We start from the raw sequence: 15,194 nt of genomic DNA, 5'->3' as shown, positions 1-15,194 counted from the left end.
TTATTTCAGCCTGCCCTGAATCAGAACTTGTAGTTGCCGGTCAGGTAGAACTGGCGGCCCAGCGGATCGGCGTAGCGCGGATCGAAGCCGACCTGGTGGCCCGACGAGTTACGCAGCGACAGCGGCGGCTCGCGGTCGAACAGGTTCTTGATGCCGGCACGAACGGTGATCGCTTCGTTGTACTTGAAGCGTGCCTGCCAGTCGAAGGTCGTGAACGACGGCACTTCCATGCGGAAGTTCTTCACGGTCGCGTTCGCAGCCACGTCGCGCACGTCGGCAGCGGCATCGGTATAGCCGTTGCGGTAGTTGACGACAATGCTGTTCGACAGCTTGCCGGTGTCAAGCGTGGTCAGCAGGCGCACGATGTTCTTGAACGTGACGGCATTGTTGATGCCGAAGTAGTTCATGCTGTTGGTCCAGTCGTTGCTGGTGCCCGGACGGGTGTAATCCGATTTCAGCGTGTAGGTACCGTTCAGGGTCGCGGTCAGGTTACCGAAGCCGAGGCGTTGACGGGCGGTGATATCCCAGTCGATGCCGCGGTTGTGGGTACGGCCGATGTTCACCGACGAGCTGCGGAACGCCCAGTAGGTATTGCCAGTCGACGGCTCGGTGTAGGTCGTGAACAGGTCGCGGAACTTCACCGGATCGGCGAAGGCCTGCTGCTCGCTGACGGCCGAGACGGCGTCGCGGATCTTCACGTCCCACAGGTCAAGGCCCATCGACAGGCGCGCGCTCGGTTCCCAACGGGTACCGATCGTGAACTGCTTCGAGGTTTCCGGCTTCAGGTTCTCGTTGCCGCTCGAGACGACGTTGTACTGGGTCTTGCCTGGACGGCACAGGTTGGCGTCGGCGATCGGGCAATCGAAGTTGCCGGCGGTGAAACCGGCGTTGACCAGCGGCTGGGCGATGTCGAGCATGCTCGGTGCCTTGAAGCCGGTGCCGTAGGAGCCGCGGAACAGCAGTTGCTGGGTCGGCTGGTAGCGGGCCGACAGCTTGTAGGTCGACTTCGACTGATCGCTGCCGAACTTGCGGCCCTGGATGGCGTCGTCGATTGCCGAGATCTTGTCGTAGCGCAGGGCTGCGTTCAGTTCGATCTGCTTGGTCAACGGTGCGCGGAACTCGGTGAAGGCGCCCATGTTGTCGCGCTTCATGTCGTAGGCTGGCGACGTGTTGAAGTTGTAGATGTCGGACGAGGTGGCATGCGGCACCTGGTCGTAGCGGTACTCGCGATAGTCGGCGCCAAGGGCGACGGCGGCGGCACCGCCCGCCATGGCGAACAGTTCGCGCGAGGCGCGCAGGTCGACCGCCTTCAGGGTGGTCGAGGCTTCGCGGATCGAGCCGTGGAAGATCGAGTTCTTGATCAGTTCCTGGGTCGCTGCGCTCTGGGCGCCGATCGGTGCAAACGGATCGAAGGAGCGGTCGGCCAGCATCTTGCGGAACTCGGCGTTCTTTGCGTAGCCGCCGACATAGCGCTCGTCGATGGCGTTCTGCGACCAGGTCAGGGCGGTATTTACGCTCCAGTTCGCCACATCAATGTCGGCGCCGACGACGGCATGCTTCGATTCGGTGATGGTCTGGCTGTCACGGGTACCCCAGTCATAGGTACGGTAGTTACCGGCCACACTCTTGATGCCGGCGGCGCGCTGGGCAGGCGTCAGGTAGGGATCGACGTACTGGGTGAACATGGCCGAGTTCGTCGCGATCGTGAACGGCGCGGTGTTCGAGGCGATACGCGCGGTCAGGTCGAAACGCGAGTAGGCGACGTCCGAGAACAGGGTGACGTTGTCGGCAACTTTCAGCGAGCCCTTCAGGAACAGGCTGTCGCGCTTGTTTTCGGGGACGATTTCGACCTGGGTAACGAAGTCGAACGAGCAGTTCTGGATCGCAGCGGTGTTCGTCAGGCTGGCGAAGTTCAGTTCCGGGCAGTTGCCATTCTTGCGCAGGTAAGGCGAGAAGGCCGCGGAAGCCACTTTCGGGTCGTTGAAGGTGACGGTGACGTTGGCCGGAATCGTTGCCGAGCTGGTGCGGTCGTAGATGTAGTTCTTGCCGCCGTATTCGAACGGCAGGTAGGCGGTCTTCGCGAAGTCGCGGTCGGTGGAGCGCACCTGGCTCTGGTCGTCGTGGCGATAGCTCAGCAGGACGTTGAAGCCCTGGGTGTCGAGGTCGCCAAAGCCATAGCTGGCGGCGACGTATTTCGAATCGCCTGCGCGGTTGCTGGTCGGGGTGCTGTAGTTGGCCTCGATGTCGCCGCCTTGCTGGTTGCGCTTGAGGACGAAGTTGATGACGCCGGCGATGGCATCCGAGCCGTACAGGGCCGAGGCGCCGTCGGTCAGGATCTCGACGCGCTCGACTGCGCTCATCGGGATGGCCTGCAGGTTGACGGCGCTACCCGAACCTTGCGGCGCCAGGCGGCGGCCGTTCAGGAGAACCAGGGTGTAGCTTTCGCCGATGTCGTGGATCGAAGCGCTGACGCGGCCGCCCGAGTTCGAGCCGGCGGCGACGGCCGAAATAGTAAAGCCCTGCATGGCAGGCAGGGTCTGGATCAGTTCCGCCACGTTGGTCGCGCCGGTCTTGGCGATGACTTCCTGCGACAGGGTCTGGATCGGCAGCGCGCCTTCGACATTGATGCGCTTGATCGCCGAGCCGGTCACTTCGACGCGCTGCATTGCTTGTTCTTGTGCAAACGACTGGGTTGCAGCCAGGCCGGTCAGCAGGCCCAGTGCCAGGCGTACGGAACGTACACCCATTTTTTCTCTAAACATCATATTTCTCTATCTACCTTGTTTCGTTATAACGATGTGGTCTCCGGCATGCCTGCGAAGCTGGCTTCGCAGTTGCCGAAATAAATTATGTAGAAGAACTCAACAATGACGAAGAGAAATTTGTGAGAATTGGATAGATTTGCACAAATGGAGCTGTGCCGCGAACAGGTGATAATTCACATAGGCCCCGTACGTACAGGGGCTATGGGTTTCGGATGGTCCGGGCAGACCGTACGAAAGATGCCATAACACAAGATTTTGTGTTGCGTACTTACAACTTTAGTCTGCTTTTACCCAGCGAGCATGGAGGAACGGCAAAAAAAAATGCCACAGTCACTGCGGCATTTTTGGAGGAGGGCGAGGGATGCTCAGCCGAATTCGCGGATGAATTCGCCGATCTTCGGGCAGATGGTCTCGCGCCAGCGGCGGCCCGAGAAAATGCCGTAGTGGCCGGCCTTCGGCGCCACGTAGTCGCGCTTCATGTTTTCCGGGATGCTGCTGCACAGTTCGTGCGCGGCCTGGGTCTGGCCGGCGCCGGAGATGTCGTCGAGCTCGCCTTCGATGGTGAACAGGGCGACGCTCTTGATGTCCTGCGGACGCACCAGCTTGCCGCCGACTTCCCAGGTGCCCTTCGGCAGGCGGAACTCCTGGAACACGGTTTTAATGGTGTCGAGGTAGTACTCGGCCGGCATGTCGAGCACGGCGTTGTACTCGTCATAGAACTGGCGGTGGCTTTCCGCCGACTCCTCGTCGCCGCGCACCAGGTGCTGGTAGAACTCGCGGTGCGACTGGGCGTGGCGGCCCGGGTTCATGGCGATGAAGCCGGCATGCTGCAGGAAACCCGGATAGACCTTGCGCCCAAAACCCGGGTAGTTGCCCGGCACGGCGTAGATCACCGTGTTCTCGAACCACGAGAAGGGTTTTTCGGTGGCCAGGTCGTTGACGGCGGTCGGCGACTTGCGCGGGTCGATCGGACCGCCCATCATCGTCATCGTCTTCGGCAGTTTCGGGTCATTGTCGCTGGCCATCAGCGAGATCGCGGCCAGTACCGGCACGGTCGGCTGGCAGACGGAAATCACGTGCACGTCCGGGCCCAGGGCGCGGATGAAGTCCTGCACGTAATAGATGTAATCGTCCAGGTGGAACGGACCGTCGGAGAGGGGCACCATGCGCGCGTCGATCCAGTCGGTGATGAACACGTCGTGGTCGGGCAGCAGGGCGCGCACGGTATCGCGCAGCAGGGTCGAGTGGTGACCCGACAGCGGCGCGACCACCAGCACGGTCGGCTGCGCCAGCGCTTCGAAAGCCGCGTCCGGCAGGTCTTTCTTGAAATGCAGCAGCTTGCAGAAGGGCTTGGTGACGGCCGCGCGTTCGACGATCTTGACCGTCTCGCCCTTGATGGGGACGGTGTCGATGCCGAAGGCCGGCTTTTCGTAGTCCTTGCCCAGGCGGTACATCAGCTCGTACCCGGCGGCGATACGCTGGGAAAACGGGGTGTGGGCAAACGGGGAAACCGGATTGGAGAACAGCTTCGAGGACGCATCCGCCCATTGCATCAGCGGGGTCAGGAAGGAGCGTTGCATCTCGTGCAGTTGATAAAGCATAGTATTTCCTTCATGTGGTGCGTGTCGCCTTGGCGCGTCGCCAGGGCCCTTGCGCCCGGCATGGCCGCCGTGTGGGCGGGCCGTCTCGGTGCGCGAAAATTCATCAACCAATTATAGGATAACTTGCTTGACGCGTGGAAATATCCATTTCCCTCCCAAGCTTATTCGGCACACGCTTAAGAGAATTTATACACCCGATTACGCTAGGCCGTCGGTGATGCGGCACACATAAAAACAAATGCCCCGGAGGTCCGGGGCATTGTCGTTTTTAGGAAACTGAACGGTCGTATTAATCGAAGACCGGGGTTTCCACACCAAGGATCTTGTGCAGCTTCGGCGAAGTCGTCGTGTACTGCATGTGGATCTTCTTGTCGGGGAAGATGTACGGGGCGGCGCCGAAAGCGGCCAGCGCGGCTTCGTGGAAGCCCGACAGGATCAGCTTCTTCTTGCCCGGATAGGTGTTGATGTCGCCCACGGCGAAGATGCCCGGCACGTTGGTCTCGAACTTCTCGGTGTCCACGACCTTCAGCTGCTTGCGCTCGATGTCCAGGCCCCACTCGGCGATCGGGCCGAGTTTCGGCGACAGGCCGAAGAAGACCATCAGCATGTCCAGCGGCACGCGGCGGGTGACGCCGTCGGCGCCGGTGACTTTCACTTCGCTCAGCTGGCCGTCCTTCTCGTCGAAGCCGGTGACCTGGCCGGTGATCAGCTGCATTTCGTACTCTTCGCACAGCTGCTTCATCTTGGCGACCGAGGCAGGCGCGGCGCGGAAGTCTTCGCGGCGGTGCACCAGCACGACCGATTCGGCCTTGCCGACGAAGTTCAGGGCCCAGTCCAGGGCCGAGTCGCCGCCGCCGCAGATGACCAGGTTCTTGCCTTCGAACAGGGCAGGATCCTTGACGCGGTAGTGCAGCTGGGTGTTCTCGAACTTCTCGATGCCCTCGACCTTGATCGTGCGCGCCTGGAAGGAACCGACGCCGGCGGCGATGAAGATGGTCTTGGTGATGAACTGGGTGCCGGTCGAGGTTTCGACGTTGAAGCGGCCGTCTTCGCGGCGCTGCACGGTCGTCACTTCCTGGCCCAGGTGGAAGGTCGGCTCGAAAGGCTCGATCTGCTTGAGCAGGTTGTCGGTCAGTTCCTGGCCGGTGCAGACAGGCACGGCAGGGATGTCGTAGATCGGCTTGTCCGGATACAGCTCGACGCACTGGCCGCCGACGGCTGCGAGCGAATCGATGACGTGGGCCTTGATCTCGAGCAGGCCGAGTTCAAAGACCTGGAACAGGCCGACCGGGCCCGCGCCGATGATGACGGCGTCGGCGTCGATGGCGCCGGCGAACGAACTGTTGGGGGCGATGCTGCCCGCATCATGGGTGGCACTGATCGTCATGTGCTTGGGTCCTGTTGATTTTGTAAAAGAGGGGCGCGCGGGGGATGCCCGATGCTGCGATGGCCGCTAGTGTGCCATGGATGGAGCGTGCCTGCTGGCGCCGGTCAAAACGGGCGCCAGCGGCGAAGAAGCATGACGCTTAGCGGGCCAGCTGGTCCACTTTGTTCTTGACGTCTTTCCACTCTTCCGCGTCGGGCAGGGCCGGCTTGGTCTTGGTGATCGACGGCCAGAAGCGCGACAGGTCGGCGTTGATCTTGATGAATTGCTGCTGGTCGCCCGGCACGTCTTCCTCGGCATAGATCGCATTCACCGGGCACTCGGCCACGCACACTGCGCAGTCGATGCACTCGTCAGGGTCAATCGCGAGGAAATTCGGGCCTTCCCGGAAACAATCGACCGGGCATACATCGACGCAGTCGGTATACCGGCAGCGGATGCACGATTCGGTGACAACGTGGGTCATAACAGTCCTATCTATGGTGGGGTGCCGCGGCCATCAGCGCAGGGTGGGGCCGCCAACATGGCAAAGCACTGTATTTTAGGGCAATTCGCCTTTTCCTACAAATTGGGCTTAGACACAATATACATAAGCAAATGTGATGCGTGACGCGCGATTTGCCCCGTGGCAGACCGCAAGCTGCCCCGGGGCAGAGCCGCGTGTCACTTGCCCGGCTGGTGCAAGGCCGCCTGGCTCTGGTCGCCTGACGGGACGGTTTCGATCGGTAACTCCTCGCCGGCAGGGCCGTTGCGGCCGCGCTCGGCGCACCAGCGCGCCAGCGCCTCTGCCTCGGCATCCAGAACACGCTCGATGTTGTAGTACTCGGCCAGGTTCATGGTGCCGCAGCAGGCGCGCCGGTCCTGCTGGGCGCCGGGGGCGTCGCAGACGGCCGCCGCCAGGCGCGTGTAGGCGCAGGGCACCGTGGCGGAGGCGCTTGGGCCGGTGGGCTCGACGGGAAGTGGCGCGTCCTGCGCCGCTTCCGGCCCGCCCACGACTTCGCGGATCGTGAACTGGTGGCGGATCGCATCGAGGTAGCCAACCGGTTTGCCGTCCTCGCTCGCCAGGCGCAGCATTTCGTTGACCACGTCGGCATAGGTGGCGGCGATGTCGGGTGCGGCGACCAGCGCCCGCAGCACCAGTCCGCGCAGCCAGGCGGCGACCCGGTGCAGTACGGCGGCATCGTCCTCGAAAGCCGGATTGCGTTCCAGGGCGAACAGGTCGGCCAGGATGTCGTAGACGGCACCCGTAAACACTTGCGAGATCGCGTGCACCTGGGTGCCGGCCTGCGAGAGCGTCAGGTCGTTGTCGGCGTTCCGGAGGCCGGTGGTGCCGCCCAGCGCCAGGCCGAACTGCTCGGCGATGTCGGCCAGGAAGGTCTTGTCGTGCAGGCGTGCCTTGGTCTGGGCCACCACCGCTTCGCACTGGTCGAGCTGGGACAGCGCGAGAAAGATCGCCGTCAGGTCGCCGAAGGATTCGTGCAGGCCGCCCGTCTGCGGCGGGGCGTCGGCCAGCAGCCAGTGAGGCTTCAGGCCATCCAGCACGGCGTGGCCGGTTTCGTGGGCGACGATGTCGAAGGAGCGGCAGGTGAATACGCGTTCCTTTTCCCCGGCGGGCACGAAGTCGCCGAACTTCAGGCAGGTCTGGGCGCGGCTGTAGAAGGCGTTCATCACGTTCGGCAGGCCGTAGGGGAAGATCTGCAGCGGCGCCGTGTCGATGCTGCTGTTCCATTGCCAGGGCAGCGGCATCTCGGCGCCGGCCGAGGACAGCGAACGCTGGTACATCGTGAGCGTCTGGCGCACCACTGCGAAGGTGTGGACGGCGTCGAACTGGGGCGTGTCGGGCATGGTGACGAAGTCGCCGAAGGCATTCGGCTCGACCGGGCTGATCCCGGGGTCGCCCGAGGCGATGCGGGCGTCGCGCGGTCCGGCCAGCACCACGCCGGGCAGGAAGGCCTTGCGGGTGCCCATCTCGAGCACCGACGGGTCCTGCTTCCACATCAGCACGCGCGCGCCGAAGGCGTAGGGCAGGGGCACGTCCGGGGCCGGCGGCGCATCCACCGCGCGCGGGGCGCCGGGCTGGTCGAGCAGCTGGGCCGCCTTGCGGTGCTGGCGGTAGGGCGCGCTCGGGGTGGGGATGAAGGCGACCGGAGGCTGGTCGCGCTCTGGGGTGACGATGTCGTCCGGCAGCAAGGCTCGTTCCATTGCGCAATCCTCATGTTATTGATGGCGATTGACTTAGCTCAGCCAATACTCGTCCCCCAGCCGGATATGGTTTTGACCCGGATCAATTGCACACTGGACTGGCATCAGACCCATGCAACTGGCATCATGGCGGACTGTTTGCGCAATTTGTAGAGAGAGAGGAATCACACATGGCCGACATCCAGATCGTCCAGGAGCACAAGCTGAGCCCGGAAGGGGCACGCGCCGCGGCGCAGCAGGTGGCCGACAAGGTGGCCGCCGAATTCGGCATGCAGTGCCATTGGGATGGCGACGTCCTGCGCTTCGAGCGCAGCGGCGTGGAGGGAGCATTGACCCTGGGCGAACAGCGCGCGGCGCTGCGGATCAAATTGGGAATGCTGATGAGTGCGTTTCGCCCGATGATCGAGGAGAAGGTAGCGGACAAGATGCGCCGGGTGTTCACCGCGGCGTGACGGCGTCGGGGTTGCCGTTGTAGGGTGGAGCGGGCGGCGAACCGCTCCTGACTCCACGCGGTTCAAGCGCTGCAACGCGTGGAGTCAGGACTCCACCCTACAAAACCGATCGATTCTCTTAAGCCTTCAGCTCTTCGATCAAATCGATGTACTGCTGCATGGCGTCTTCCTGCGAGGTGCCTTTCAGGGCGTCCCACGCATCGAACTTGGCGCGGCCGACCATGTCGGTGAAGCCTGGACGCTCGCCGGTGGCGTCACCGCTCGAGGCCTGCTTGAACAGCGCGTAAATCTTCAGCAAGGTCATGTTGTCCGGGCGTTCCGGCAGGTTCTTCGAATCGGCCTGGGCCTGGGTGAACTGGTCTTGCAAGCTCATAACTACTCCTGTGGATGAAGGTGCATTGACGGGATGGCAATGCGCGCGGCCATCTTAGCGCAGGGTTCGGCTGAGCGTGCCGTTTGGCGGGGAATTTTAGAAGGGATACTCGATGCTGCCTTGCCGCGCGAGGCGGGGCAAGGCAGGTGCTACCTGATTACTTAGACTGCCAGCAGTTCGACGTCGAAGATCAGCGTCGCATTCGGCGGAATCACGCCGCCGGCGCCGCGTGCGCCGTAGCCGAGGCTCGCAGGAATGGTGAGACGGCGCTGGCCGCCGACCTTCATGCCCTGCACGCCTTCGTCCCAGCCGCGGATCACGTGGCCGGCGCCCAGCGGGAACTGGAAGGGGTCGTTGCGGTCCTTGCTGGAGTCGAACTTGGCGCCGGCCGTGCCGTCGTCGTTGCGCAGCCAGCCGGTGTAGTGGACGGTGACGTAGTTGCCGGCTTTCGCCTCGGCGCCTTCGCCGACGACGGTGTCTTCGTATTGCAGGCCGGAAGCGGTGGTGGTAGTGGACATGTTGTTCCCTCGATAATCTGTGAACGGCGATTGTAGTGCATGCACCTGCAAACCGCCATTCGTTGCCCTGTTCTACAATGTCCTTTTGACATCGGGAGTCTTCCATGAAGGGCATCGCCACGGCCTGGGGCCGCGCACTGGCCGCCGGCTTTTCGCCGCGCATGATGCTGCTGTCGCTGGCGCCGCTGCTGCTGTCGCTGCTGCTCTGGGGCGGCCTGCTGTGGGCCTACGGGCCGGCGCTGTTCGACTGGCTCGATGGCGTCTTCCGCGACTACGGCTGGTTCCAGTCGAGCGGCAGCGTACTGTCCAGCCTGGGACTGGGCGTGCTGAAGGTGGTGGTCGTGCCGCTGATGGCGATCCTGCTGCTGCTTCCGCTGATGATCGCCTCCGCCTTGCTGTTCATGGGCGTGTTCGCGATGCCGGCCATCGAGCGCTATGTCGGCCGCCGCCAGTTCCCCAAGCTCGAACAGAAGGAGGGCGGCAGCTTCGCCGGCAGCGTCTGGATGAACCTCAGCAGCGTGCTGGTGTTCGCGCTGCTGTGGCTGTGCACGGTGCCCCTGTATGCGATCCCGCCGCTGGCGGTGCTGGTGCAGGCGGCGTTGTGGGGCTGGGTGTCTTCGCGCGTGATGAGCTACGACGCGCTCGCCGCCCACGCCAGCGCCGCCGAACGCAAGACCCTGATGCACACGCGGCGCTGGCCGCTGCTGGCGATCGGCATGGCCTCGGGCGTGCTGGGCGCGCTGCCGGGCATCGCCTGGATGGGCGGCGCGGTGCTGGCCGTGGCCCTGTTTCCCTTCCTCGCCATCCTGTCGGCCTGGCTGTATGTGCTGATCTTCCTGTTCACGGGATTGTGGTTCCAGTACTACTGCCTGCAGGCACTGGAAGAGCTGCGCGGGCAGGACGCAAGTGCACCGATGGGCACCCTCGAACGTTGATGAAACTGCCTGTCACAGACCCGACATGACTGCTGTGTAGGATAGCGAGAAGGATGCTTGTAGGCATCAATGCTATCCCGATAACTCTGCCGTTGTTTTTTTGCGAAAAAAATCAGGGCAGGTCAAATTTGTTGAACAGCGCTTCATCCAATACCTGTTGATGTGGTGGAATGATGTCTTGGGCGCCGACACAATTCTCACTGGATCGGCGCTTGAAAAAAGCACCACAAACGTGAACAAAAAGACTACCGTAATCACTCGAACAAACCGGCAGCATGGATGGCGAGCAGGTTGACGGGATTGCAGGCATATCGATTCAAAACCAGTTGAGCCATCATGGAAAGCACCCGCCGTTTCAAACGGCCTCGTAACGTATTTCGCGCACTGCGCGGTCAAGCCGACGGCAACGCCGCGCCCGCAATCGATGCGGCCGCGCAGGAAGAAACCTTGCCCGAGACCGTTCCCCACCTGTCGCTCGTGACCGAAGCCGGCGCGCCCGCCGACAGCAGCCCGGAAGACGGGATCAGCCCCGAACCCGAACGCGAAGGCGAGCCGCCGAAAGGCAAGGGCCGCGGCAAGCTCGTTTTGTTCGGGATCCTGCTGGTGGTTGTGGCCGCCGGTTCGGCCTACGCGGTCTACGAAACGCGCACCTCGACCCTGCAGGCCAAGCTCTTCGCCGGCATGATGAAGGACGTCCACTACCGCATGGACAAGGGCCCGAGCGATGCGATCCGCTTCCCCGCCGAAAGCCCGTATGACGCGCGCCTCGGCTACTCGCACCTGCCCGCGTTCCTCACCAAGCTGCAGACGCGCGACTACGTCATCGACGCCCAGGCGCGCATGTCGCCCAAGATGCTGGAGCTGGCCGACCGCGGCATCTTCGCGACCTACCGCGAAAAGACCCGCACCGGTCTCGAGATCCTCGATTGCCGCAGCCAGCCGCTGTTCGCCTCGCGCTTCCCCGAGCGTTTCTACGAGCGCTTCGACGACACGCCGCAGCTGCTGGTGCAAAGCCTGCTCTTCATCGAGAACCGCGAGCTGCTCGACCCGGCCTACCCGAAACGCAATCCGGCGATCGAATGGGACCGCTTCTCGAAAGCCGTATTCGACAAGTCGCTCTCCGCGATCGGCATCAGCGGCGGCGGCCGCGTGGCCGGCGGTTCGACGCTCGCCACCCAGATCGAAAAATACCGCCACTCGCCGGAAGGCCGCACCGCCTCGCTGCACGACAAGCTGATCCAGATGGCATCGGCCACGCTGCGCGCCTACCAGGATGGCGAAGACACGACCGGCGCGCGGCGCCAGATCGTGCTCGACTACCTGAACACGGTGCCGCTGTCGGCAAAGCTGGGCTACGGCGAAGTAAACGGCATCGGCGACGGCATGTGGGTCTGGTACGGCCGCGATTTCAAGAAGGTCGGCGCGACCCTGAAGGGCGCGATGGATACGCCGGAAGCGGTCCTGATCTACAAGGAAGCGCTGTCGCTGATGATCGCGCAGCGCCGCCCTGCCTACTACCTCGGCGCCGGCGAAGCCGACCTCGAGACGCTGACTAACAGCCACCTGCGCGTGCTGGCGCAGGCCGGCGTGATCACGCCGCAGCTGCGCGACGCCGCGCTCGCCGTCAAGCTCAAACCCGCGCTCCACTCGGGCGTCGAGGCGCCGGCCGCCAACGCTTTTGTCTCGCGCAAGGCCTCGAACGCGGTGCGCAACCACCTCGGCTACCTGCTCGGCGAACCGCGCCTGTACAACCTCGACCGCCTCGACATGTCGGTGGTCTCGACGCTCGACTCCGAAGCCCAGCAGGCCGTGACCTCGGCGCTGCGCCGCCTGACTACGCCGGAAGCGGCGGCGGAGGCGGGCCTCACCGGCAAGGGCCTGCTCGGCAACGGCGACCCCTCGCAAGTGGTGTACAGCTTCACGCTGATGGAACGCGGCGAGAACGTCAACTACCTGCGCGTGCAGACCGATAACTACGACCAGCCGCTCGACATCAACGAGCAGGCCAAGCTCGATCTCGGCTCGACCGCGAAGCTGCGCACGCTCGTCACCTACCTCGACATCGTCGACCAGCTGCACAAGCGCTACGAGCCGCTCGACCCGAAGGCGCTGCGCGAAACCCGCATCGATCCGAAGGACCGCCTGAGCCAGTGGGCCGTCGAATACTTCCAGGCGCTGCCGGCGAATGCCGACCGCGGCCTCAAGCCGATGCTGGCCGCCGCGATGGCGCGCAAGTATTCGGGCAATCCGGGCGAAGGCTTCTTCACCGGCGGCGGCCTGCATTACTTCGGCAACTTCAGCAAGCTCGATAACAGCAAGATCATGACGGTGCAGGAAGCGCTGCAGCAGTCGACCAACCTGGTGTTCGTGCGCCTGATGCGCGACGTCGCGCGCTACTACATGTTCCAGCTGCCTGGCTCCTCGGCCGCGCTGCTGGCCGACGCCGACGATCCGCGCCGCGCCGAGTACCTGGCCCGCTTCGCCGATGCCGAGGGCAAGACCTTCCTGGCGAAGTTCTGGAACAAGTACAAGGGCAAGACCGGGCTTGAGGCGACCACGCTGCTGGTGCAGGGCGTGCGCCCGATGGCCTCGAAGCTCGCCGCCGTGCACCGCACGATCGCCCCGAACGCGACGCTGCAGGAATTCGGCGCCTTCATCGACGCCTCGCTGCCGGCCAACGAGGTCGACGACGAGCGCATCGCCAAGATGTACGACCAGTACGCCCCGGCCAACATGTCGCTGGCCGACCGCGGCTACGTCGCCTCGGTCCATCCGCTGGAACTGTGGCTGGTCGGCTACCTGCGTACCCATGCGAAGGCCAGCTGGAGCGAAGCGGTGGCGGCGAGCGTCAAGGAACGCCAGGAAGTGTACTCGTGGCTGTTCAAGACCAACCGCAAGAACGCCCAGGACAAGCGCATCGCGGGCCTGCTGGAAGTCGAATCCTTCCTCAAGATCCACGCCCAGTGGAAGAAGATGGGTTATCCGTTCGACTCGCTGGTGCCGTCCTATGCGACGACCCTGGGCGCCTCGGCCGACCGTCCGGCGGCCCTCGCCGAACTGATGGGCATCATCATCAACGGCGGCGTGCGCAAACCCGTCGAGCGCATCGACTCGCTGCACTTCGCCAAGGGCACGCCTTACGAGACCCTCGTGAAGCGCGCGCCGAAAGTGGAGAACGAAGTCGTGCTGGCACCGGAAGTGGCGCGCGCCGTGGCCGATGCGATCCGCGGCGTGGTCTCGGACGGCACCGCCAAGCGCGTCAAGACGGCGTTTTCCACTTCGGACGGCAACGTCATCGCCGTGGGCGGCAAGACCGGTACCGGCGACCAGCGCTTCGACGTCTATGCACGCGGCGGCCGCCTGATCGAATCGCGCTACGTGAACCGTTCGGCGACCTTTGTCTTCAACATCGGCGAGCGCTTCTTCGGTTCGATGACGGCTTATGTCCATGGTCCGCAGTCGGAGCACTACGACTTCACCAGTGCGCTGCCTTCGCAGCTGCTGGTGACCCTGGCGCCGAGCCTGATGCCGATGATCGAACCGCCGCAGGGCAGCGTGGGCGCCACGCGCCAGTGCGTGCGTTGACGGCGTCAGAGAAAGCGCGCCGGGCAAGCCGGCGCGCTGTTTCGAAAATCCGTAATTTCTCCTTCGTCTCGCTGCGCGACCTGCTGGTCGCGTCCGGGCCGACCATCATCCTCGTCACGCTCGCCTGCATCGTCGCCTACTGGCTGGTCGATCCGGCGCCGCCGCGCCAAGTGCGCCTGGCGACGGGACAGGAGAACAGCGCCTACCAGGCCTTCGGCGCGCAATACGCCGCCGCGCTGAAGAAGGACGACATCGTCCTGAGCCTGCAGCCGACCCTCGGTTCGCAGGACAATCTCGAACGCTTGCGCAGCGGCCAGGCCGACATCGCCTTCGTGCAGAGCGGCTCGACCAGCGCGGAGCAGGCCGCCCAGCTCGGGCTGGCCTCGCTGGGCAGCCTGTTCACGGAACCGGTCTGGCTCTTCCTGCGCGAGAATGTGAAGACCAACAACCTGACCGGCCTGCGCGGCCTGCGCATCAACCTGGGGCCGGAGGGGACCGGCGTGCCGAACCTGTTCCGGCAGATCCTGAGCGTGAACGGCGTCGAGCCGCAGGAGCTGAACATCAGCGCGCTCGAGAACACGCCGGCCACGGTCGAACTGCTGGCCGGACGCATCGATGGCCTGGTCTTCAGTTCGGCGCCGGAAGCGCCGCTGATCCAGATGCTGCTGCAGACCCCTGGTATCCGCCTCTTCAACTTCACGCAGGCCGAAGCCTATACGCGGCGCCTGCCTTTCCTCACCCACGTGACCCTGCCGCGCGGGATCGTCGACCTCGGGCGCGACATTCCTTCGCAGGACTATCACCTGATTGCGCCCACAGCGACGCTGGTAGCGCGCGAAGACCTGCATCCGGCCCTGATCGATTTGTTCGTCAAGGCGGCCGGCGAAATCCACGGCGGGGCAGGGTGGTTCCAGCAGCAGGGCCAGTTCCCGTCGCCGAAGTTCACGGAAATCCCGGTAGCCGACGAAGCGGCCAAGTACTACCGCGATGGTCCGCCGCTCCTGCAGCGCTACATGCGGTTCTGGCTGGCCAACTTGTTCGAGCGGCTCTGGGTCGTGGTGGTGGCGCTGGCGGCGCTGGTGATTCCCTTGTCGAAGATCGTGCCGCCGCTGTACGTGTGGCGCGTGCGTTCGCGCGTCTACCGCTGGTATGGCGAACTGCGGGCGGTGGAGCAGGCCTGGGAGGGCGTGCAGGAGCCGCAGCGCGAGATCGTCCGCGCCTATCTTTTGAAACGCCTCGACGAGATCGAGGAGCAGGTGAACCACATCTCGATCCCGCTGGCCTATGCGGACGGCCTGTATGGCCTGCGCGGCCACATCAACATCGTGCGCCAGCGTCTGAAAGCGGTCGCCACCGAAGGAGACGGCTTGCCCGAATAG

11 protein-coding genes are annotated in these 15,194 nt (G+C 63.9%); 4 read left to right on the top strand and 7 right to left on the bottom strand.

Translation table 11 applies throughout. The features are described from left to right. Positions 1 to 20: 20 nt before the first annotated feature. From ACFPQ5_RS01315 to ACFPQ5_RS01295, 5 genes are all read right to left on the bottom strand, one after another. A complete protein-coding gene (locus ACFPQ5_RS01315; protein ID WP_379751138.1) occupies positions 21 to 2,747 on the bottom strand; it encodes a TonB-dependent receptor in 2,727 nt (908 codons plus the stop codon). Positions 2,748 to 3,130: 383 nt separating this feature from the next. Beyond that, on the bottom strand, positions 3,131 to 4,366 hold the full coding sequence (locus tag ACFPQ5_RS01310; RefSeq protein WP_379751136.1) for a polyhydroxyalkanoate depolymerase: 1,236 nt from the start codon (positions 4,364 to 4,366) through the stop codon (positions 3,131 to 3,133). 289 nt (positions 4,367 to 4,655) lie between these two features. Next, positions 4,656 to 5,753: an NAD(P)/FAD-dependent oxidoreductase gene (locus ACFPQ5_RS01305; RefSeq protein ID WP_379751134.1), complete on the bottom strand. Its 1,098-nt coding sequence runs from the start codon at positions 5,751 to 5,753 to the stop codon at positions 4,656 to 4,658. A gap of 139 nt (positions 5,754 to 5,892) precedes the next feature. After that, positions 5,893 to 6,216 carry a ferredoxin FdxA gene (gene fdxA, locus ACFPQ5_RS01300; protein WP_136220260.1) on the bottom strand — a complete coding sequence of 108 codons (324 nt, stop codon included), beginning with the start codon at positions 6,214 to 6,216 and terminating at the stop codon, positions 5,893 to 5,895. Positions 6,217 to 6,413: 197 nt separating this feature from the next. Next, positions 6,414 to 7,952, bottom strand: a complete 1,539-nt coding sequence (locus ACFPQ5_RS01295) for a gluzincin family metallopeptidase (protein ID WP_379751131.1) — start codon at positions 7,950 to 7,952, stop codon at positions 6,414 to 6,416. Between the two features lie 170 nt (positions 7,953 to 8,122). Here ACFPQ5_RS01295 and ACFPQ5_RS01290 point away from each other — a divergent pair, with 170 nt between their 5' ends. After that, positions 8,123 to 8,404, top strand: coding sequence for a polyhydroxyalkanoic acid system family protein (locus ACFPQ5_RS01290; RefSeq protein ID WP_379751129.1), 282 nt, complete (start codon positions 8,123 to 8,125; stop codon positions 8,402 to 8,404). 118 nt (positions 8,405 to 8,522) lie between these two features. On the opposite strand, the gene ACFPQ5_RS01285 is transcribed toward ACFPQ5_RS01290, so the two are convergent. Both ACFPQ5_RS01285 and ACFPQ5_RS01280 read right to left on the bottom strand, forming a co-directional pair. Further along, positions 8,523 to 8,777 carry an acyl-CoA-binding protein gene (locus ACFPQ5_RS01285; protein WP_379751127.1) on the bottom strand — a complete coding sequence of 85 codons (255 nt, stop codon included), beginning with the start codon at positions 8,775 to 8,777 and terminating at the stop codon, positions 8,523 to 8,525. 161 nt (positions 8,778 to 8,938) lie between these two features. Continuing rightward, entirely contained in the window at positions 8,939 to 9,295 is a 357-nt protein-coding gene (locus ACFPQ5_RS01280) for an FKBP-type peptidyl-prolyl cis-trans isomerase (protein WP_136220257.1), read from the bottom strand. 104 nt (positions 9,296 to 9,399) lie between these two features. Between ACFPQ5_RS01280 and ACFPQ5_RS01275 the strand changes: the two genes are divergently transcribed. The 3 genes from ACFPQ5_RS01275 to ACFPQ5_RS01265 all read left to right on the top strand — a co-directional run bounded on the left by ACFPQ5_RS01275 (position 9,400) and on the right by ACFPQ5_RS01265 (position 15,194). Next, a complete protein-coding gene (locus ACFPQ5_RS01275; protein ID WP_379751125.1) occupies positions 9,400 to 10,230 on the top strand; it encodes an EI24 domain-containing protein in 831 nt (276 codons plus the stop codon). A gap of 336 nt (positions 10,231 to 10,566) precedes the next feature. Then, positions 10,567 to 13,815 carry a transglycosylase domain-containing protein gene (locus ACFPQ5_RS01270; protein ID WP_379751123.1) on the top strand — a complete coding sequence of 1,083 codons (3,249 nt, stop codon included), beginning with the start codon at positions 10,567 to 10,569 and terminating at the stop codon, positions 13,813 to 13,815. Further along, positions 13,812 to 15,194 (top strand): TAXI family TRAP transporter solute-binding subunit, encoded by a 1,383-nt coding sequence (locus ACFPQ5_RS01265; protein ID WP_379751121.1) that lies wholly within the window; start codon positions 13,812 to 13,814, stop codon positions 15,192 to 15,194. The genes ACFPQ5_RS01270 and ACFPQ5_RS01265 overlap by 4 nt, the downstream gene beginning before the upstream one ends.

The sequence above is a fragment of the Massilia suwonensis genome, from assembly GCF_042655665.1.
GTDB classification, from domain to species: Bacteria; Pseudomonadota; Gammaproteobacteria; order Burkholderiales; family Burkholderiaceae_D; genus Telluria; species Telluria suwonensis.
This window is presented reverse-complemented; position numbering and strand designations above follow the sequence as displayed.